Origin of the sequence: Photobacterium salinisoli (assembly GCF_003614885.1) — a bacterium.
GTDB classification, from domain to species: domain Bacteria; phylum Pseudomonadota; class Gammaproteobacteria; order Enterobacterales; family Vibrionaceae; genus Photobacterium; species Photobacterium salinisoli.
Window position 1 is genome coordinate 64,562 of the sequence record NZ_QZMS01000011.1, and the last position, 16,805, is coordinate 81,366.

Consider the following 16,805-nt stretch of genomic DNA (forward strand, 5'->3'; position numbering starts at 1 on the left):
CTATTTCAGACACAAAAAAAGCTGCCTGATATTCACAGGCAGCTTTTTAGACTTTGAAATAAAAGAAGATTATTCGGTTTTAGCGTCTGGTTGTTTTTTACCTGCCAAGTCATTCCCTGCTCGCCAGGCTTCATAATCATCCAGATCCTGTTGTACAAGCTTAAGGCAGACAGCCAGAATCAGTGCGTCATCCGTCAGCCCCAGAAAGGGAATCACATCCGGCAGAACATCCAATGGGTTAAACACATAGAGCAAAGCCGTAACAATAGCAGCGATGGTAAACCAGGGGATCTCCCTGTATTCTCCTTTCCAGTACGCCTTGACCAGACCATACATGGATTTCACGACATTAAAATACTTTCGCAGCGAGCCACTTTTCTGCACTTTTTCTTCAATGTCCTGCTCTTTCTCCAACACGCGCTGAATGTCTTTATCCGTGACTTTTTTAGACGAGTTTTCCAGTTTCTCTTTGGCATCCTGTTCATTCATTGACTGACTCATCCTCCGCCTCAAGTAGGCTATCTCTTCTAACGTTAACTATGGCTTTTCGCCTCTCGTTTGTCATTAAGAGGACATAGCAGTGATCAACTCCAGAAGTAAAAGCGTTAAGATTGACAATTAGATGTGTCATTAAATCATCAGCTACAGCGTTGAATTAACTCCCCGGAGCAGGCTATGTCCAATAATCATCCTTAACGAAAGCTTCAAGCAATGATGAAATTACTGCTGACCAGTTTGCGTGAAATGCACACGTTCGAAATGCGGATTCGGGCGGGTGGCTTCCATGGTGTTCAACTGGTCAAGCACAACGATTTGTAACCCGGCGGACGTTTTCAGCGACATACACTCTTGTTTGTCTTCATGTCGCACTGTGTCCTGAGCGATGCCTTCAATCTCACTGCCATCTGCCAGACACAGTTTTACTGGCAACTTATACAAGCAGGCAATTTCGATATAGTCATATTGCTGGCAAGAAATCATCTTCACCTCTCCTTCGCGGTATGTCAGGTTCGCGAAACATCACAATTATCGGCTTTTACTTTTTCACCCAGTACATACCTTCCGAGTTTGGCCTGGACAGTTTAAAACCAAACTTTTCATACAATTCTGGTACGTCAGCCATCAGCGATACATAAGAGCGGGGAAAAGCAGCCTTGTCGAGATAGGCCATGATATGTTCCATGATTTGACGCCCGAGACCTTTTCCCTGATGGTCGGGATCAACAGCAACATCCACAATGTCAAAATTGATGGCTCCGTCACCCACCACTCTCCCCATGGCCACAGGTACACCGTCATAAAGAATATGTATACCGTAAAGGCTGTTTGGCAAGCCTTTCACTGCCGCTTCATAAGAACGGGACGATAATCCAGAAATGTCGCGTAAACGTAAAAAATCATCAGGGCCAACCACTTGCTCAATAACCTGATACATCAATTTTCCTTTAAACATCAATTTAGTAACAGTAAACCCGAATCACGTAAGCCAACAAGAACACTGTCTGAGAAATTCGCGTGCATCTTACTTTAATACTCAATCAATTTTATATGTCATTAAGAAAATCGTGATCGTCTGCAATGAAAATAAAGACCGGACATTGGAATGCAAGGATAGACGAATAAAAAACCCGCAATGTAGGCGGGTTTTGTGAAGATCAGGCTTCCTTTTCCTGCATCTGAGCTGGCGCTGTTTTTTCACGGGTGATCCACCAGCAAAGGACGGAAGCAAGGCTTACCATCACGACACCTTGCCAGAAGGTTGCGGTTAATGTCAGTCCCAGTAATTGCGCAGATAAAAAGGTCGAAAACACTGGGACAAAATAAGACAGCGTTGCTAACAACACCATATTGCCGCGCAGGATCCCGATATTCCATAATGCGTAGCCTCCGCCCATGGCAAGGCCGGCCAATAGCAAGTCTCTGATCACCGGGAGATCAAACTGCATTGGCGGTTCATCGCTAAACATAAATTTCACCCAAAGCGCGACGGCTGTTGCTACAAAAAACCAGGTGATGGCATTTTTACCACTGGCCATCACCCGGGTAACATTGCAATAAATTGCCCAGATGAACGCCCCACTCAGCGCCAGTGCATAGCTGACCGGGTTACTTTGCACATTGTCGATTAACCGGGAGACAGACAATCCACTATCACCCGCTACCGTCCAGGCAACACCAAAGAAAGAGAGTATTAAGCAGGGGTACAGCAGCCAACTGACTGACCGCCCAGAGAAAATGACCGCAAACAATACCGTCAGACATGGCCAGAGATAATTGATCAGTCCCATTTCAACCGCTTGCAATCGATCATTTGCCATCCCCAGCGACAACGCCAGACACATTTCATAACTGACGAATAGCAGTCCCCCCACAAGCAGGTATTTCCGGGAAAAAGAAGACAACTTGGGCAAACCAACCGTCAATATGAGTATAAAAGCGCTGACGCTGTAAATCATGGCAGCACCACCCACAGGGCCAAGCTGCTCGGTCACATTCCGAATGAGGGCAACCACACTGCTGAAAAGACAAATTGCGCCGCACCCGGCAAGGGTAAATTGATGACTGCGTACCACGGTTGACCCTGAAAATAAACATCTGAGAATCCACAACACTGCCTGAGAATGACAGCGAAAACAACCCGAAACCCTCTTGTTTATGGCCCCGGCGCATATCTCAGCAGCATGACATCCCGATTCAGTCTTTTGGCATCCAGCAACATCAACCTTTGCCATACTTTGGCACCGTCAAAAGCTTGCTTACCCTGAGTGCTGATAAAAGGCTCCAGTAAAAACTGATATTCATTGATCAATTTTGCATCGGCCAGCGAGGCACCCAAAGCAGGACTGCCAAACAGGACAACATTGCCGTTTATTTCAGACAAAAATTGCCGGGTATTTTCGATATCCGGCCCTTTCAAAATCTCAGTATTTTGCCAGGGAAACTCAAGCGGCCTTGTTGTCACCACTCGCTTGGGAATAGACTGCAATTCCATCGCCAGATACTGCATAAATTTGGGTAAATCCTTCCTCGTTGCAGCTTCAGGCCAGAAAGCCGCGAAAAGATCATAAGTATGGCGTCCCAAAATTAAGGCTTCTGAGCCATGGAGTAATTCAAGGGCGTATTCATGATGCTCCTTATCCACCACGGCGTCTTCGTGATGGCAGTGGCCACTCAATGTCATGTTTAACGAATAAATCAGGTATGCCATGGCAAATCCTCTTTTACGTGAAACGCACGCAGATACTCTCTGCAATACTGGTTTCATGAGTATTTGCAGAGAGACCGGGATTTGCCAGTTTTCGTATCAGAAAAAGGTGTGAATACGCTTGATTATTTGTTGATAAATCAATAACTACTGTTCAGCTCGTGCTAATAACACACCCATTGAGACAAACAGAGAACCAAAGACCCGGTTCAGCGCTTTCATAGTTGATGGGCTGGCCCCGGAAATTGACCGGTACAGTGATAGCCGCTTTTCAGCGCACTATCACTGTCATGCTTTATTTTTTTTCCTGAAGCGTAAAATAACTGTTCATCAAGTTTCGGTAATCAGGAATATGGTTTGAAAAGAGCGTTCCTAAACCTTCGATATCATTTCGCCAATCCCTGTGTAACTCGCAAGCAGCGCCGAACCAGGTCATCATCTGCGCCCCCGCAGCTGACATCCTGTCCCAGGCAGCATCACGGGTCATTGCATTAAAAGTACCGGAGGCATCGGCAATAACAAACACCTCATAGCCCGCTTCTATCGCAGATAAAACCGGGAATGCGACGCAGACTTCCGTTACCACGCCGGCAACTATGAGTTGCTTTTTACCGGTTGATTCAATGGCCTTCACAAAGTCAGCATTGTCCCAGGCATTGATTTGTCCGGGTCTGGCAATGTAAGGCGCATCAGGAAACATCTCTTTCAGCTCAGGAACCAGAGGCCCGTTAGGCCCTTGCTCAAAGCTGGTGGTCAATATAGTGGGCAGCTTGAAATACAGTGCCATATCGGCCAGGGCCAACACATTGTTTTTAAATTTGTCCGGATCTATATCCCTCACCAGTGATAAAAGCCCGGTTTGATGATCAACCAAGAGCACTGCAGCATTGTCTTTATCCAGTCGAACATATTGCATACTCATCAGTGTTCTCCTCATGTTCTGAAATTAAATCATCCATGAAAAAACAATGAAATAGAAGAATTGCGTCCCCAGATGACATGTTGAACAGATAACGTGACGAATTCGCTATCCCAAAGAATATAGTCCCTTTTGATGACTACCCCCATCGTAACTTCGCTTTGATTCAGGTTGGACAAACTACCTGCTCCTCCCGACAAGTGGGTTTGAGAGAAGTATCGTTGCCAACTACACTCATCAACATAGCTGCAACCTATGAGCACAAAGAATAAGCAATGTGTGATTCAGTGCTCGAATCTCCGTCCAGAAAGTGCCTTTGTCACCATTCTGTTTCCTGTTTGCATATGACAATCACAGGGTATGTGTTGAACCGGAGGCACCGGACAATTGGCCCGATTAAGGTGCGAATTATGGCTAAAGACAAGAAAAATACTCCAAGAGGTATCTTCGAGTTTTACGAGAAAAACCCGGAATCAGCAGATAACAAGGTTTTTGGCCGGGTCAGCTTTCCGGACAGACGCGGTTTTTTGAAAGGCGCGGGCTTAGCAACAATGGCTGCTGTGCTCGGCGGCGCGATTCCTTTTCACCGTAACATGCCTGCAGGTTTAATCCCCGCCGCGTTCGCTGAAGGCCTTGATGATGTGGTGATAGAGGGAAAAGAGGGCTTAACGGTACTGAACGACAGACCGATGAACGCAGAAACCCCGCCCCATCTCCTCAATGATGACATCACGCCCACTTCGCGACATTTTATTCGCAACAACGGTATCCCACCGACGGATGTCAATCCAGACGCCTGGAAGTTAACGATTGACGGCCTGGTCGACAAGCCAATGACGTTAACTATTGCTGATCTGAAGAAAAACTTTGAGGTTGTAGAACAACAATTAGTGCTGGAGTGTGGCGGGAATGGCCGCGCCTTCTTCGAACCCAAAGCCACAGGTAATCAATGGACATACGGCGCCGTGGGTTGTTCAGCCTGGACAGGCGTACGACTCGCCGATGTACTCAAAGCAGCTGGAGTGAAAGATAATGCCGTTTACACCGCGCATTACGGCGCAGATAAAGATCTGTCCGGCAAGGAAGGTAAGATACCCATCTCCCGGGGCGTACCCATAGCCAAAGCGATGAGCAGCGAAAACCTGATTGCTTTTGCCCAGAACGGTGAGTCGCTGCACCCGATGAATGGCGCTCCATTACGGCTGGTTGTGCCCGGCTGGCCTGGCTCCTGTTCACAGAAATGGCTGACACGGATTCAGATCAGAGAGCAAATCCACGACGGCCCTAAAATGACAGGCACCTCGTACCGTGTGCCGAACCGCCCTGTTGCACCGGGTGAAAAAGTGGACGAAAAAGATTTTGAGATCATTGAACGAATGCCGGTGAAATCTCTGATTACTTCGCCACAAACCAACACTACAGTGTCTGGCAGTGAAGTATCAGTCCGGGGACATGCATGGTCAGGCGATCGCAAGATAGAGAAAGTACAGGTTTCCATCGACTTTGGTGCAACCTGGATGGATGCCGATCTTGCTGCCCCGGCCAATGAAGGTGCCTGGCAGACCTTTACTACTAAGGTGAAATTCCCGCAGCCCGGATATTATGAAATATGGGCCAAAGCCACAGACGATCAAGGTATCAGCCAACCTTTTGCCATTGCGTGGAATCCCAAAGGCTATCTCAACAACACCTTCCACCGTGTTGCTTTGGTCGTTAACGGATAACCGCATGAAATGGACAACCTTCGTTGAGCGGGGTTTCCCGCTCTCATTTCTCCTAATGTTCTGTATCAGCCTGCCACTTAACGCCGATGAAACTCTGATTGCGGCAGGCGAACAACAAGCCTTGGTCTGCAAAGCCTGCCATCAGGTCGAACCGGATGGGGTGACGGCCATCGGGCCGCCACTCTGGGGTTTAGCCGAACGCAATATCGCCAGTGCTGAAGGCTTCCAATACAGCGATGCGCTAAAGCAGCATCAGGGACTGTGGGATGCCGCAAAACTTGATGCGTTTTTGACCTCTCCTTCCGACTTCGCACCCGGCACCAAGATGGTTTTTCCCGGCGTGAAAGACCCAGGTGCACGTGCAGCCATTATTGCCTGGCTGGCAACTAAAAACCCGACACCGCCGGATTGGATCACTGAGTCGGCTGGCGATCCGGTAAAATCGCCCGGTGAAGGTATTCTGGCACCGGGAGAAAACATGGCGCTGGTGGCGTCCGCCTGTTCCGCATGCCACTCTCTTCACCTCGTTACGCAACAAGGACTCAGCAAAGAAAGGTGGGGTGAGTTACTCACATGGATGGTTGAGGAACAAGGGATGGATGAGCTGGCGCCTGACGATCGCGAAGCCATCCTTGTGTATCTGTCGACCTATTACGGGATGTAGGTGTGATTGACCCTTTGGTTTAGTTCAGTCGCGGTATGTCGGAGTTTTGTCATATGTCGCGCTTGAGTCCGGAGTTTTTTTCATGACCTCGGGATGCGCGACAGTTACGCTTTGCCGGCACAAAGCGTCACCAGAAATGCCTTTGGTTCTCTGGTGTTGCCCGGGACGGTTGTCGTCGCTCTCAGCTCCGACTACCTGAAAATTCGTCCTGAATTTTCCCTGAGGTTTTGGGCAGCGTCGATTCATTAATCGTGATTAGACAGGCAGGTTATGTCACTTTGGCTCTAACGGCTTAATGCTTCTGATTATATGTAGCCCAAACAGGTTTCTTTGAACTTTCAACAACAAAGGGGAACCTATATGTTGTGATGACCACAGTTTTTCAGAAGTACTGCAACGTAAAACACCATAGCTTTCATCCCGAATAACTAAAATATGAGTGACACCTGCTTTATGTCGACTCTGGCGCTTATCGTCAACATAACCCGTGATCTCGAAAGGCTCACCGACAACGCCATACATCGAAGTTATACCTGCCAAAATAACACCTATCGCTGCATATACAAGGGGAGACTGTCTACGCAGAATATGTCGTTCATCTTGCCCTTCGTGATAAAACTTTAAGGGGTTCTTAGGCTGATAGGCGAGTAAACCAATCAACAAACTCGCTATCGCGACGACTGCGACAAACTCAAAACCATTAAATAAGTGATCGTCAATCACGAATGCAACCAACATTGCGATTATGTATAGAGCAACTTGGGTATATGTCTTATTCACCATTAACTAATGTAGTTCTCCTGAGTGGTATAACGAATGACATTCCCCTTCTTAGCCTGGAAAGACTGAACAAACAATCGAAAGTCATAACGCCGCCAACACATGCAGTTTTGTATTACAACGACAAAGGCGTCGCTGTGTTTGGCTTGGTTAATAACATGCATCAATCTTGTTTATTGTTCCAATGCTGACACCTTACCTAAACCATTGTGCCATAAAACAAAACCAGACTAGAAGTAAGAGCGCCAAGCGTTGTGAATCACTCTTCAATTTTTTGTTAGATGTCTTCCGTTCAGCCTACATATACACCTTTGAAGTATTCAACTCGCTCCAGAGTCATTCTTAACTTACATTCTTCAACTTGAACCCCTTGCCAAGGTGAAGGAGTTGAAGAAATGCCTGCAAATTGACACTCGGCATCTCTGTATTTTAACCAAGCCCGTTGAGCTTTTCTGAATGGTGCCACCAGTTCGGTTTTTGACCACGTATTCCGCAAGAATGCTTCTTCCTCACTGATTCTATCGATTGCTTCCTGATAGGTTTTATTGAGTTCAAAATCTGCGGTTTTCATTTTCTCTGCGACACACAGATAACCGGCGGTAACTCCTCCACCTTGTACATTACAGGGGTCTTCAACACTATCAGACGCCCAAACAAACGTAGATACAAACGCCAATAGCATAAATGATTTGTTCAAATTTACCTCCAAATACCTAACGAATGACATGGCCCCCCTCATCAAGCTTTGCCACACTTGGTATGTCTGATTGCGTAATCAATGAGGGCCACCCGATCACAATCTATTTATGGTATTGATTTAGCAATACATCGCTTCAGTATCCACGGTGAAGATCACCAGGCAAGGTGCTGATTCAAAAAATAATATTAAGCTCATAAGTTCTCTCGACATTTGCCAATATCCCGCCAGCCATTATCGTACTATCAACGACTTCTGGCTGAAAGAAAACCGAAAAAAGTAGCCATCTTTGCATGCGTCAGGAAGATGGTTATCATCCTCAATTCTTTGTTACGCGATGGCGTCTTATGGAATGAAAAATCAGCATGATTTTAACGATTGACGCCATAGTCGTTTGTTAGAATTTACCTATCACCATTGTATGAGATTTCAGATTTATCCATGCCTATATCTTTACGCATTGCATTGGTCAAGGTCAGAGCTTTAAACGAATTACTTCCCATTTTACGAATTGCCCATCAAATATTAATGCAAGCAGTTGGTCAATGAATGCATCATTTGCATCCATAACTTCTTGGGGGGCTATCATAGCCAAATAGCCATATATCTTAAGCCGCTCTGTTTCGAACTGTTCTGCTTCTTCTGGTGATAATTGCTGTTTGTTTTTAATGACAATCATCTCTACCTTTGCCGACATCGTGGCAACCATGTCAATTGTGGCACGGTAGATTGCAAGCTTATCGCTATGTTCTCTGAGCTGAGTTTGCTTATAAACTTCGATTTCGCTGTGAAATTTAGCTAACTCCTCTTGGTTTACTTTATATAACTGCGTTCTCAATTCTTCTAGTTCTCGATCATGCTTGGCTTTTTCCGTCGCCATTAATCTATTAGCCCAAAGCTTTCCGAGATAATTCGCCAAACATAGGATTATTGCACCGCTGCCACCTAGCGCCGTGATAATAGTTGCACTAATTTTCAGATATTCGTCCATATTACCTCGTAAATTCTAACGCCCGCCCTCAGGGGCAGGTAACGATCTACCACGAAACTCAAACACAACAGCCATAACTACCGCGGCTCAATGGGTGAGGTCCAAGTCCCTCTTGAGGCGTTTGTTATGTGGCTTTTATAGTTACACGCTTGGAAATAGTACCCAAATAATTGTGCTAACTAAGGCTAAAAAAAGTGCAAAACCTATAATATTTATAAGCCTCTGAACTGAAAGACTTTTATTTTGATAGTTAGGGTAAAAATTCTCTAAAGCAAAGCTACTAAGAAAACCTGCTATGGATATTTTCCCAATCCATACCAACAGGCTGTTATTATCAGTACGCAACATGAAAATTTGCTTGATCGTTTGACCAGTTTCAAAAGCTTCATATGCCCAAATCAGTCCGAAAAGGACTGGAGGTGCAATTAAAAAGAAAATTGGTGCTTTAAATTTCATTTTTCTCCAGCCACATAGCGAATGATATGGACTCCCCCACATCAGGCTTTGCCACACTTGGTAAGTCTTATCTTGTAACTACCGGAGGCCACCATGTCACAATCTATCTATGGCATTGATTTAGCCAAACATAACTTCAGTATCCTCGGTGAAGATCATCAAGGCAAGGTGTTGATCCACAAAACAATAACGCGGTCAAAAGTCCTTGAGACGTTTGCTAATATCCCACCCGCAATTATCGGCATGGAAGCCTACGGTGCCTCTCACTACTGGGCTCGAGACCTGGCTAAGGTCGGTCATACGTAAAAGATCATGGCATCAAAATATGTATTGCCTTTCAGCACAGCGAATAAAACAAGGAGAATGGCAACCGCACAGAAAGCGGAAGAACGCACTACAGCCGACAAGAAATCATGTAACAAACTGAATTTATTAGCCATATGATAGCTTACGGGCTTACTGTGCCTGATAAAAACAACCCGCATCACCGCACTCCAGCGCTCAACAAAACTATTTCCATAATAATGCCGCTTCGTGCTTGTCCAATACCCGGATAAGTCGGCTGCGCGACACTTATCCTTATTTGTTAGGCTTATTTTTCATACCAAATCTGCCTAAAGTTATGCGAAAAAAAGCTTCGACCAACAGAAGGACGTAACTTTTGAGAAAAGCCACCTAAGTTCGTCATAATTTCAAATCTGTGATAAGACTCCAACATTTCACCCGGAATAGATACATATATGTCTCTAGCATTCTCCACGTACATATTTTTGTACTCTTCATCTCGATATTTAATATGAAGGTCTTCGAGGTCAATCGTTGGCCACCAGATTGCTTTATTAATTTTTTCCCACTCCTGAGCATTAAGTACCTTATTAATCCAACCTTTACTTTCAATTTCTTTAAAAACTGCAAGACCGTGTAAGATTAAGCCTATTTCTGAGGGATTAAAAACCACCAAATGTATAACGTAACGGTCATCTAACTGAGTTACTTTTACAAAGTCTAGATATATATTTCCATTACGGGATAGCTCTCTATTTATAAGGTAAGACTTCCTTGTAACGCAATGACTTTTATAGTTAAAATAAAGGGCCAAAGCCGCGACTAATAAACTTATTACACTAACTAATATTGTGAAATTTTCTTGATTCATACTAGCACCTACAAACCTGGCTATTGACATGGGCGCCCCCTCATCAGGCTTTGCCACACTAGGTAAGTCTGACTACGAAATTACCGGAGGCCACCATATCACAATCTATCTCTGGCATTGATTTAGTCAAACATAACTTTAGTATCCACGGCGAGGATCACCAAGGCAAGATGTTGATCCACAAAACAGTAACGCGCTCAAAAATCTTCGAGACGTTTGCTAATATCCCACCCGCCATTATCGTGACTATCAACGACTTCTGGCTGAAAGAAAACCCAAAAAAGTGGCGATTATCGCCTGTGTCAGAAAGATGGTTATCATCCTCAATTCTATGTTGCGCGATGGTGTCTTATGGGATGCAAAATCAGCATGATTTTAATGATTACCGCCATAGTCGTTTGTTAGCTTTGTTTTGGAAGTAATACGAACTCATACTCCCCCCTTGGCATATACTTTGCGCTACAGTTATGGCAACCAAAGATATCCAAATTTCTAATTGTTGCTTCTGGTATAAAGATATCTTTTTCACATAATTGGCATTTAATGTCATAAGTATTGCAACTCAACTGAATGTTGTTTCTAGAACTATCAATCTTGACAGTGAATAATGCACCACATCGGAAATTACTACATTTTCGAGTTTCTCCGTCTCGCACATTTCTTAATGAAAAAGCTATATCTTGCTGACATGCTGGACATTGTTTAATGTCTATATTGTTGTAGCTGATTAAAAAATTACTTTTTACATATTTCTGAAGTTGCTCCGCAATCTCAAGCAATTCGTTCTTTATATCTTTAGGCGTTGTCTCACTCGCTTTCTGAGGTTCAACCAGATGCAAAAAACTTCCAAGTTTATTGTAAGTTTTGTTCAACCACCGCACTGTAGGAAGCCTTTGCTCACCTAAACGTAGCCATCCAGATTTTGGTGGCAGAGTAGAACTAGAAAAATTTACTTCGACGACACAGTCAGAAGAAGCAAAACTGTCAAACTCTACCAACATTTTTAGTGCTTTAGTGGGCTGCCATGTATTAACTATAGTCTTTGGTAGATTCTCAATACCATGAAGCAGTTTCTGATAGACAATAGCTTCAATACAGAATCGTAACTCTAAACAAGCATAAACATGCTCAACTGAGCTCTCAGACTCAAGTAGTTGCAATGCTTGCTGTAAATGCTTGTCTTTATTGTATATATGAAACACTGACATATATCTCCTAGAAGCTAACGAATGACATGCCCCCCCTCATCAGACTTTGCCACACTTGGCAAATCTGACTACGAAATTACCGGAGGTCGCCCTATCACAATCTATTTATGGCATTGATTTAGCAAAACATAGCTTTAGTATCCACGGTGAAGATCGCCAGGCTGGGTGTTGATTCAAAAAATAATATCAAGCCCAAAAGTTCTCTCGACATTTGCCAATATCCCACCCGCCATTATCGTGACTATCAACGAATTCTGGCTGAAAGAAAACCGAAAAACGTAGCCATCATTACATGCGTCAGGAAGATGGTTATCATCCTAAATTCTATGTTGCGCGATGGCGTCTTATGGGAAGAAAAAGCGACGTTAATTTAATGATTGACGCCATAGTCGTTTGTTATGGCGCAATTCTCAAAGAAGGCCAGCTTACTAACCACCCTTTTGAATTTACACGATTTTCAAAGGTTTCTCGTAACCTTTGGGGATTATATGTGACACAGTAACTAAACAACGATTCATAGCCAAAAGCAGCTATACACTCATACTGATTTGGCCCTATTTGACGAACAGCAACCGCTGTTTCTTTTTCTGGCCAGTAACTCATTGCATCCAAAGAACTTTGATAAGGTTCATCGCCATTACGCTCATGCATCGTAGCTTGATTACGTACTTGCCAATGAAGCTTGGGCATGCAAATTTTAAGACGTGCTTCGTAATCCAAGTAGGCATTGGCGTTATATTCAGTCGGATCAAAGTAGATTACATCGACATCATTTAAAGGAGTCGGTACGTTGAAGTCATGCAATGAATCCCAAACTAAGTTTCGAACAAAACCCGCTGCAATGTAGCATTGAGGCAAACCTAATTGGGACACATGATAAAGTGCCTCGATTCTGATTGGATCTTGTTTTATTAGTTCTACGATTTGGTCCATTTTCGCCCTGCACCATAACGCCCAATTAAGTAGCCTGAAACGAAACTACCAATTTTCCGCACAACACCGTAAACCCTAAACTCAACGCAAAACGAAAATGCCACGCGTTGAGGGTCTGCTTGAATTGTTTGTTAGCAAACAGTGCCAAACATCATCGGGATATCTACCATTCCTTCCCTGTTTCTGACACCATCTATACGCCTGAAACCAAAACTTAAATAAACGCTTTCTGCATTCACAGCTGAGTTCACAGTAAAATGTCCATTATTGCCGTTTTTCAATGCGTCGTCTTTTATGACTTCCCACAACTGGCGTGAAAGCCCCTGACCTTGATTATCATCACTTACAAATAGATGGTAAAGATGCGAATAATCTCGAATTCCAGCCACACCAACAACTTTCTCATTAACATTTATCGCTACAAAATAAGCGTAGTTTGTAGACAAATAAGTTTTAATACTCTCTTCTGACATAGAGTCGAGTAATAAGCTATGAACAGATAAATCACAAGTCGGGCAAACATACTTTCTTGTCAAAGGTAATATCAAATCACTGATTGCCTTCGCATCACTCATCATTGCTTTTCTAATTAGGATACTCATTATTACTCCTGTTTGCTAACGCCGCGTTCTAACAAATCCCATCATAATTTCTTTATAAAACAATGAGTAGACGCGAGTCGCTCATTCTGATCTAATGAATTTCGCCAAAAAGACACCGGATTTAATAGGGAACCCTAACGATGCGCGACGTTCACATTCTACAACAAATTCTTGAGAGTCAATGCCCCGACATTCACAAAAAACGACTTAGATCTCTGATACTTGCCACCAAAACGGTGCTCGATGGCTCCGATCTCACCCCCACAAAAAATAGGACGCGCCCTTGATACTGGTACCACGGTTAAACATGCCATCAAACGCATCGACCGATTGCTCGGGAATCAAAATCTTCACCGAGAAAAAGATGCCATCTATAAATGGCATGCTTCGTTTATTACCCGTGCCAACCCTTTTCCTGTCGTCCACGTTGATTGGTCTGATGTTCACGAACAACTTCGCCATATGACATTGCGCGCTTCAGTTGCCGTGAAAGGACGAGCTGTCCACTCGACATCTTTTTCTCGGTATCCAACGATGATAAAGGCATCAAAAAAGCTATCAAAACAATTCAACAACATTCACCGCAACGCATCGTTGTGGAAGCCACCGGCCGGTTGGAAATGCCTTTTATTTTGGCCTGCACCGAGGCCGGTCTGCCTTACGTGATTGCCAATCCCATTCACGTAAAACGCTTTGCCGGGGCCATTGGCCAACGCGCCAAAACGGACAACCTCGATGCCAAACTCATTGCCCACTATGCTGAGGCAATCAAACCAACACTAACCCAACTCAAACCAGAGTGCATGCGGTTGATGGCGGACTTAGTGATTCGCAGAAATCAGCTGCTTACCATGCAAACCATGGAAAAGAACCGGCTTCAAATCATGCCCAAACACCTAGCGATGACCATCAAACCCATCCTGACAACATTCAAAAATCAGATCGAGAAAATAGAAAATAAGCTCATTCAACTGATCGAAAGCTGTCCCGAGTATCAGGCTAAAAATGACATATTGCAAAGCATGCCGGGGATCGGAAAAATCGCCGCCGCTTCTTTTATTAGCAACCTTCCTGAACTCGGCTATATCACCAACAAACAAGCTGCCGCGTTGGTCGGCGTGGCTCCGATGAACCGGGAAAGTGGCCGATATAAGGGGCTAAGGAAAATACAAGGTGGTCGAGCTCAGGTCAGGACCGTTTTGTATATGGCGATGATGTCGGCCATGCAATGTAACCCGGTATTCAAGAGCATCTATCAGCGACTTCTGGCTGAAGGAAAACCGAAAAAAGTAGCCATAAATGCCTGTGTCAGGAAGATGGTTGTTATCCTCAATGCGATGCTTCGCGATGGCGTCAGGTGGGAAGAAAAAACAGCATGAAATTAATTATTGACGCCATAGTCGTTTGTTATGTGCGACTTAGTGATTGCTCGCATTTCACCCAAAGAGGTAACCAACTAAAATCTGCATGCACTAAAGACGCTGAGTGACAATCGCTTACTGGTAAATGGTTAAGTGTCTTAAAATGAGTAGACCCGGATTAAATGCAAACATTAGTAAGTCAGTAATCAAGTGATCATACTTTGACATTAATTCTTCAATTTTCTTCTTATCATCACCAACAGAAAACTCATAATTGTTGCCTGCTTTTGGTAGCATCAGATGCAATACACTATCCGCTGCTGGATGTGTTAGCTGGCATAATTCGGAATAACATTCATAAAAATCTTTCCCCGTTTGCTCCTTGAGGTTATTAACATAAAAAGCTGCACTTTTTGCTTTATGAGTTTCTGGAGATTCTTCTCCTCTTTGGAGCCGACGACCGTGAGAATAGTGGATGAGTAAATCTTCTAGTTCTTTGATGCTATAAACATTATTCGCTTTTTCAGCAATGCAATCTGAAATAATTTTGTGGTTGTCAGCCAAAGTCTTTGCAACGGCAATAAGGGCTTGCGAGCTATCACCTGTTGATTCAATTAGCGAGCGAAAAGAGGAAGCAAATGGTAACAACATACCATGCTCATATGCCACTGCCATACCCTTTACCCACTCCAGATTTCGGACGAGCGACGAAGTTCCACCAAAGTGCGCTCTATAAATAAGTTCTGACATGTAAGTGCTGTTAAGCGACTGAAGCGAACTAACGTCACTTACAAATGTATACTTTACCCCTTCGCTATCATTCAACGCGTTGATAATCAGAGGCTTATAGCCTTCAACTAGATCCTTGCCAAATAAATCATAATAGGTGTCCATATCTTCTCCATAATAAGAATTTTAAATTTTCCCCAAAGCACATAACGCCTCATTCAGGTGCGCCGTAGGCGTCACCTGGAATGACTTGTTATATTATTTTGCATTTAGTGCCATGTTTTAGATTTTGAATTATAGAACCCAAAGTTTTCATCAAACCGAGCCTCTACAAGGCATAGATTATGGTGCCCTTTGAACTTTGGATCGTTATTTATTTTTTTCATTACTTGATTAAGAGTAACGCCAGCCTTGAGGTAACTAGTAACATTGGAATATTTTTCAAGTTTGTTGTTTTTCTCTATAAAATTGAAATCGAATAAATCATGTAGTGAGTTCAACGCTTTCAGCCTAAGCCATACATATTCTTTTGTAGCATCATGAGTAAATCGGCACGACCACGAATAGATATTCTTCAATTCTGAAAATGAGCATGGAGTGTTAAGAAGATCACTATGCGAAAGAAAGTTAAGTATTTTATTTACTGGAAACTCTCTCGTATTTTTAAATGTTTTCTTTTTTCCTCTCACTACCTTTGTAATATCACTATATTCAAAACCAAGCATGGACTTGAGCTTATTTTCTATAGCTAGCCTTAAAATGAAAGAGATTGAATAATAGTTAAATTCAACTTTATTCATCAATAGGTCAATATCGTTATATTTATTTTTATATTGTTGAGAGCATGCTATGTGATAGAGAGCGTTACTAGTGATAACAGATTGGCCATAACTAGCGATAATTCTGCTATTGATATTGATTGATGCCTCTGTCAAAAATTGATGCACATCTGAAATAAACTGTTCTTTTAGCAGATCCAAGTCATCAAAACCTACATCGTTAATATTTGCACTTATCAGCTTTTCACCCTGTTCTACTATAATTGGTAGGTTTTTTTCGGGGTATCGAGTCAATGTAGACAGTGTGGGAAACTTGCCATTATAAGGCTTATACATTGGGTGCTTTTTAATCTCTATTAATAGATTTTCGAGATCTTCACTCACACTCTACTTCCTCTAAATAATATAACATTTTATTCAACGACACCATGTCGTATAACGCTGTCATAAAACTCTTTCAATTAGAAATCAATTAAGCGATTGATTATATTGAACTAAATGCACTCAACCAGATAAACCTATCATTAAGATACACGACATCATCTCGTATATCTTACTCAATCATCTGATACTACCCAATTGATATTATTTACTTTTTTGT

Annotated in this window: 20 protein-coding genes and 5 pseudogenes; 9 read left to right on the forward strand and 16 right to left on the reverse strand. The window is 43.3% G+C overall.

Annotated elements, in window-relative coordinates:
* Positions 1 to 69 precede the first annotated feature (69 nt).
* The 6 genes from D6M16_RS11460 to ycaC all read right to left on the reverse strand — a co-directional run bounded on the left by D6M16_RS11460 (position 70) and on the right by ycaC (position 4,127).
* Complete coding sequence (locus tag D6M16_RS11460) at positions 70 to 501, reverse strand: YkvA family protein (protein WP_120512041.1); 432 nt, start codon at positions 499 to 501, stop codon at positions 70 to 72.
* Between the two features lie 219 nt (positions 502 to 720).
* A complete protein-coding gene (locus D6M16_RS11465) occupies positions 721 to 981 on the reverse strand; it encodes a Rho-binding antiterminator (protein ID WP_120512042.1) in 261 nt (86 codons plus the stop codon).
* Positions 982 to 1,036: 55 nt separating this feature from the next.
* Positions 1,037 to 1,435: a GNAT family N-acetyltransferase gene (locus tag D6M16_RS11470; RefSeq protein ID WP_120512043.1), complete on the reverse strand. Its 399-nt coding sequence runs from the start codon at positions 1,433 to 1,435 to the stop codon at positions 1,037 to 1,039.
* Between the two features lie 220 nt (positions 1,436 to 1,655).
* Positions 1,656 to 2,573, reverse strand: coding sequence for an aromatic amino acid DMT transporter YddG (gene yddG / locus D6M16_RS11475; protein WP_120512044.1), 918 nt, complete (start codon positions 2,571 to 2,573; stop codon positions 1,656 to 1,658).
* A gap of 80 nt (positions 2,574 to 2,653) precedes the next feature.
* Positions 2,654 to 3,208 carry a dihydrofolate reductase family protein gene (locus D6M16_RS11480; protein ID WP_162940997.1) on the reverse strand — a complete coding sequence of 185 codons (555 nt, stop codon included), beginning with the start codon at positions 3,206 to 3,208 and terminating at the stop codon, positions 2,654 to 2,656.
* A gap of 292 nt (positions 3,209 to 3,500) precedes the next feature.
* Positions 3,501 to 4,127 (reverse strand): isochorismate family cysteine hydrolase YcaC, encoded by a 627-nt coding sequence (gene ycaC, locus D6M16_RS11485; protein WP_120512046.1) that lies wholly within the window; start codon positions 4,125 to 4,127, stop codon positions 3,501 to 3,503.
* A gap of 407 nt (positions 4,128 to 4,534) precedes the next feature.
* Between ycaC and D6M16_RS11490 the strand changes: the two genes are divergently transcribed.
* From D6M16_RS11490 to D6M16_RS22235, 3 genes are all read left to right on the forward strand, one after another.
* The gene (locus D6M16_RS11490) at positions 4,535 to 5,848 is read left to right on the forward strand and encodes a molybdopterin-dependent oxidoreductase (RefSeq protein ID WP_120512047.1); all 1,314 of its coding nucleotides are present in this window, start codon (positions 4,535 to 4,537) and stop codon (positions 5,846 to 5,848) included.
* A gap of 4 nt (positions 5,849 to 5,852) precedes the next feature.
* Positions 5,853 to 6,512: a c-type cytochrome gene (locus tag D6M16_RS11495; RefSeq protein WP_120512048.1), complete on the forward strand. Its 660-nt coding sequence runs from the start codon at positions 5,853 to 5,855 to the stop codon at positions 6,510 to 6,512.
* Positions 6,513 to 6,605: 93 nt separating this feature from the next.
* Positions 6,606 to 6,761 carry a hypothetical protein gene (locus D6M16_RS22235; protein WP_162940998.1) on the forward strand — a complete coding sequence of 52 codons (156 nt, stop codon included), beginning with the start codon at positions 6,606 to 6,608 and terminating at the stop codon, positions 6,759 to 6,761.
* Between the two features lie 24 nt (positions 6,762 to 6,785).
* Here the strand turns inward: D6M16_RS22235 and D6M16_RS11500 are convergent, their stop codons facing one another.
* The gene (locus tag D6M16_RS11500) at positions 6,786 to 7,235 is read right to left on the reverse strand and encodes a hypothetical protein (RefSeq protein ID WP_162940999.1); all 450 of its coding nucleotides are present in this window, start codon (positions 7,233 to 7,235) and stop codon (positions 6,786 to 6,788) included.
* A gap of 349 nt (positions 7,236 to 7,584) precedes the next feature.
* The gene (locus D6M16_RS11505; RefSeq protein WP_120513137.1) at positions 7,585 to 7,974 is read right to left on the reverse strand and encodes a lysozyme inhibitor LprI family protein; all 390 of its coding nucleotides are present in this window, start codon (positions 7,972 to 7,974) and stop codon (positions 7,585 to 7,587) included.
* Between the two features lie 258 nt (positions 7,975 to 8,232).
* Here D6M16_RS11505 and D6M16_RS11510 point away from each other — a divergent pair.
* Positions 8,233 to 8,358, forward strand: a pseudogene (locus tag D6M16_RS11510) (IS110 family transposase); the annotation flags it as partial.
* A gap of 106 nt (positions 8,359 to 8,464) precedes the next feature.
* On the opposite strand, the gene D6M16_RS11515 reads toward D6M16_RS11510, so the two are convergent.
* Entirely contained in the window at positions 8,465 to 8,980 is a 516-nt protein-coding gene (locus D6M16_RS11515) for a hypothetical protein (protein WP_120512050.1), read from the reverse strand.
* A gap of 141 nt (positions 8,981 to 9,121) precedes the next feature.
* The gene (locus tag D6M16_RS11520) at positions 9,122 to 9,436 is read right to left on the reverse strand and encodes a hypothetical protein (RefSeq protein ID WP_120512051.1); all 315 of its coding nucleotides are present in this window, start codon (positions 9,434 to 9,436) and stop codon (positions 9,122 to 9,124) included.
* A 93-nt stretch (positions 9,437 to 9,529) separates the two neighbouring features.
* Here D6M16_RS11520 and D6M16_RS11525 point away from each other — a divergent pair, with 93 nt between their 5' ends.
* Positions 9,530 to 9,742, forward strand: a complete 213-nt coding sequence (locus D6M16_RS11525) for a hypothetical protein (RefSeq protein ID WP_205576881.1) — start codon at positions 9,530 to 9,532, stop codon at positions 9,740 to 9,742.
* A 286-nt stretch (positions 9,743 to 10,028) separates the two neighbouring features.
* Here the strand turns inward: D6M16_RS11525 and D6M16_RS11535 are convergent, their stop codons facing one another.
* A complete protein-coding gene (locus tag D6M16_RS11535; protein ID WP_162941000.1) occupies positions 10,029 to 10,592 on the reverse strand; it encodes a hypothetical protein in 564 nt (187 codons plus the stop codon).
* Between the two features lie 247 nt (positions 10,593 to 10,839).
* On the opposite strand from D6M16_RS11535, the pseudogene D6M16_RS11545 reads away from it, so the two are divergent.
* Positions 10,840 to 10,965: pseudogene (locus tag D6M16_RS11545) on the forward strand (IS110 family transposase); the annotation flags it as partial.
* A 28-nt stretch (positions 10,966 to 10,993) separates the two neighbouring features.
* On the opposite strand, the gene D6M16_RS11550 reads toward D6M16_RS11545, so the two are convergent.
* Positions 10,994 to 11,800: a hypothetical protein gene (locus D6M16_RS11550; RefSeq protein WP_120512054.1), complete on the reverse strand. Its 807-nt coding sequence runs from the start codon at positions 11,798 to 11,800 to the stop codon at positions 10,994 to 10,996.
* 242 nt (positions 11,801 to 12,042) lie between these two features.
* Here D6M16_RS11550 and D6M16_RS11555 point away from each other — a divergent pair.
* Positions 12,043 to 12,174: pseudogene (locus tag D6M16_RS11555) on the forward strand (IS110 family transposase); the annotation flags it as partial.
* 22 nt (positions 12,175 to 12,196) lie between these two features.
* Here D6M16_RS11555 and D6M16_RS11560 read toward each other — a convergent pair.
* Together D6M16_RS11560 and D6M16_RS11570 are read right to left on the reverse strand one after the other, a co-directional pair.
* On the reverse strand, positions 12,197 to 12,733 hold the full coding sequence (locus D6M16_RS11560; protein ID WP_120512055.1) for a nucleotidyltransferase family protein: 537 nt from the start codon (positions 12,731 to 12,733) through the stop codon (positions 12,197 to 12,199).
* 131 nt (positions 12,734 to 12,864) lie between these two features.
* Positions 12,865 to 13,335: a GNAT family N-acetyltransferase gene (locus D6M16_RS11570; RefSeq protein WP_120512056.1), complete on the reverse strand. Its 471-nt coding sequence runs from the start codon at positions 13,333 to 13,335 to the stop codon at positions 12,865 to 12,867.
* A gap of 140 nt (positions 13,336 to 13,475) precedes the next feature.
* On the opposite strand from D6M16_RS11570, the pseudogene D6M16_RS22535 reads away from it, so the two are divergent.
* Together D6M16_RS22535 and D6M16_RS11580 are read left to right on the forward strand one after the other, a co-directional pair.
* Positions 13,476 to 13,839: pseudogene (locus tag D6M16_RS22535) on the forward strand (IS4 family transposase); the annotation flags it as partial.
* Positions 13,839 to 14,714 (forward strand): annotated as a pseudogene (locus D6M16_RS11580) (IS110 family RNA-guided transposase); the annotation flags it as partial. The pseudogenes D6M16_RS22535 and D6M16_RS11580, both read left to right, overlap by 1 nt.
* A 117-nt stretch (positions 14,715 to 14,831) precedes the next feature.
* Here the strand turns inward: D6M16_RS11580 and D6M16_RS11585 are convergent.
* Both D6M16_RS11585 and D6M16_RS11590 read right to left on the reverse strand, forming a co-directional pair.
* Positions 14,832 to 15,590, reverse strand: a complete 759-nt coding sequence (locus D6M16_RS11585; RefSeq protein ID WP_120512057.1) for a hypothetical protein — start codon at positions 15,588 to 15,590, stop codon at positions 14,832 to 14,834.
* A gap of 104 nt (positions 15,591 to 15,694) precedes the next feature.
* A complete protein-coding gene (locus D6M16_RS11590; RefSeq protein WP_120512058.1) occupies positions 15,695 to 16,588 on the reverse strand; it encodes a hypothetical protein in 894 nt (297 codons plus the stop codon).
* Positions 16,589 to 16,805: the final 217 nt, after the last annotated feature.

Coding starts and splice junctions, on each gene's coding strand:
- D6M16_RS11460 (WP_120512041.1), bottom strand. CDS start 501: ATGAGTCAGTCAATGAATGAACAGGATGCCAAAGAGAAACTGGAAAAC.
- D6M16_RS11515 (WP_120512050.1), bottom strand. CDS start 8,980: ATGGACGAATATCTGAAAATTAGTGCAACTATTATCACGGCGCTAGGT.
- D6M16_RS11470 (WP_120512043.1), bottom strand. CDS start 1,435: ATGTATCAGGTTATTGAGCAAGTGGTTGGCCCTGATGATTTTTTACGT.
- D6M16_RS11570 (WP_120512056.1), bottom strand. CDS start 13,335: ATGAGTATCCTAATTAGAAAAGCAATGATGAGTGATGCGAAGGCAATC.
- D6M16_RS11550 (WP_120512054.1), bottom strand. CDS start 11,800: ATGTCAGTGTTTCATATATACAATAAAGACAAGCATTTACAGCAAGCA.
- D6M16_RS11480 (WP_162940997.1), bottom strand. CDS start 3,208: ATGGCATACCTGATTTATTCGTTAAACATGACATTGAGTGGCCACTGC.
- D6M16_RS11520 (WP_120512051.1), bottom strand. CDS start 9,436: ATGAAATTTAAAGCACCAATTTTCTTTTTAATTGCACCTCCAGTCCTT.
- D6M16_RS11585 (WP_120512057.1), bottom strand. CDS start 15,590: ATGGACACCTATTATGATTTATTTGGCAAGGATCTAGTTGAAGGCTAT.
- D6M16_RS11495 (WP_120512048.1), top strand. CDS start 5,853: ATGAAATGGACAACCTTCGTTGAGCGGGGTTTCCCGCTCTCATTTCTC.
- D6M16_RS11535 (WP_162941000.1), bottom strand. CDS start 10,592: ATGAATCAAGAAAATTTCACAATATTAGTTAGTGTAATAAGTTTATTA.
- ycaC (WP_120512046.1), bottom strand. CDS start 4,127: ATGAGTATGCAATATGTTCGACTGGATAAAGACAATGCTGCAGTGCTC.
- D6M16_RS11560 (WP_120512055.1), bottom strand. CDS start 12,733: ATGGACCAAATCGTAGAACTAATAAAACAAGATCCAATCAGAATCGAG.
- D6M16_RS22235 (WP_162940998.1), top strand. CDS start 6,606: ATGCGCGACAGTTACGCTTTGCCGGCACAAAGCGTCACCAGAAATGCC.
- D6M16_RS11465 (WP_120512042.1), bottom strand. CDS start 981: ATGATTTCTTGCCAGCAATATGACTATATCGAAATTGCCTGCTTGTAT.
- D6M16_RS11490 (WP_120512047.1), top strand. CDS start 4,535: ATGGCTAAAGACAAGAAAAATACTCCAAGAGGTATCTTCGAGTTTTAC.
- D6M16_RS11505 (WP_120513137.1), bottom strand. CDS start 7,974: ATGCTATTGGCGTTTGTATCTACGTTTGTTTGGGCGTCTGATAGTGTT.
- D6M16_RS11525 (WP_205576881.1), top strand. CDS start 9,530: ATGTCACAATCTATCTATGGCATTGATTTAGCCAAACATAACTTCAGT.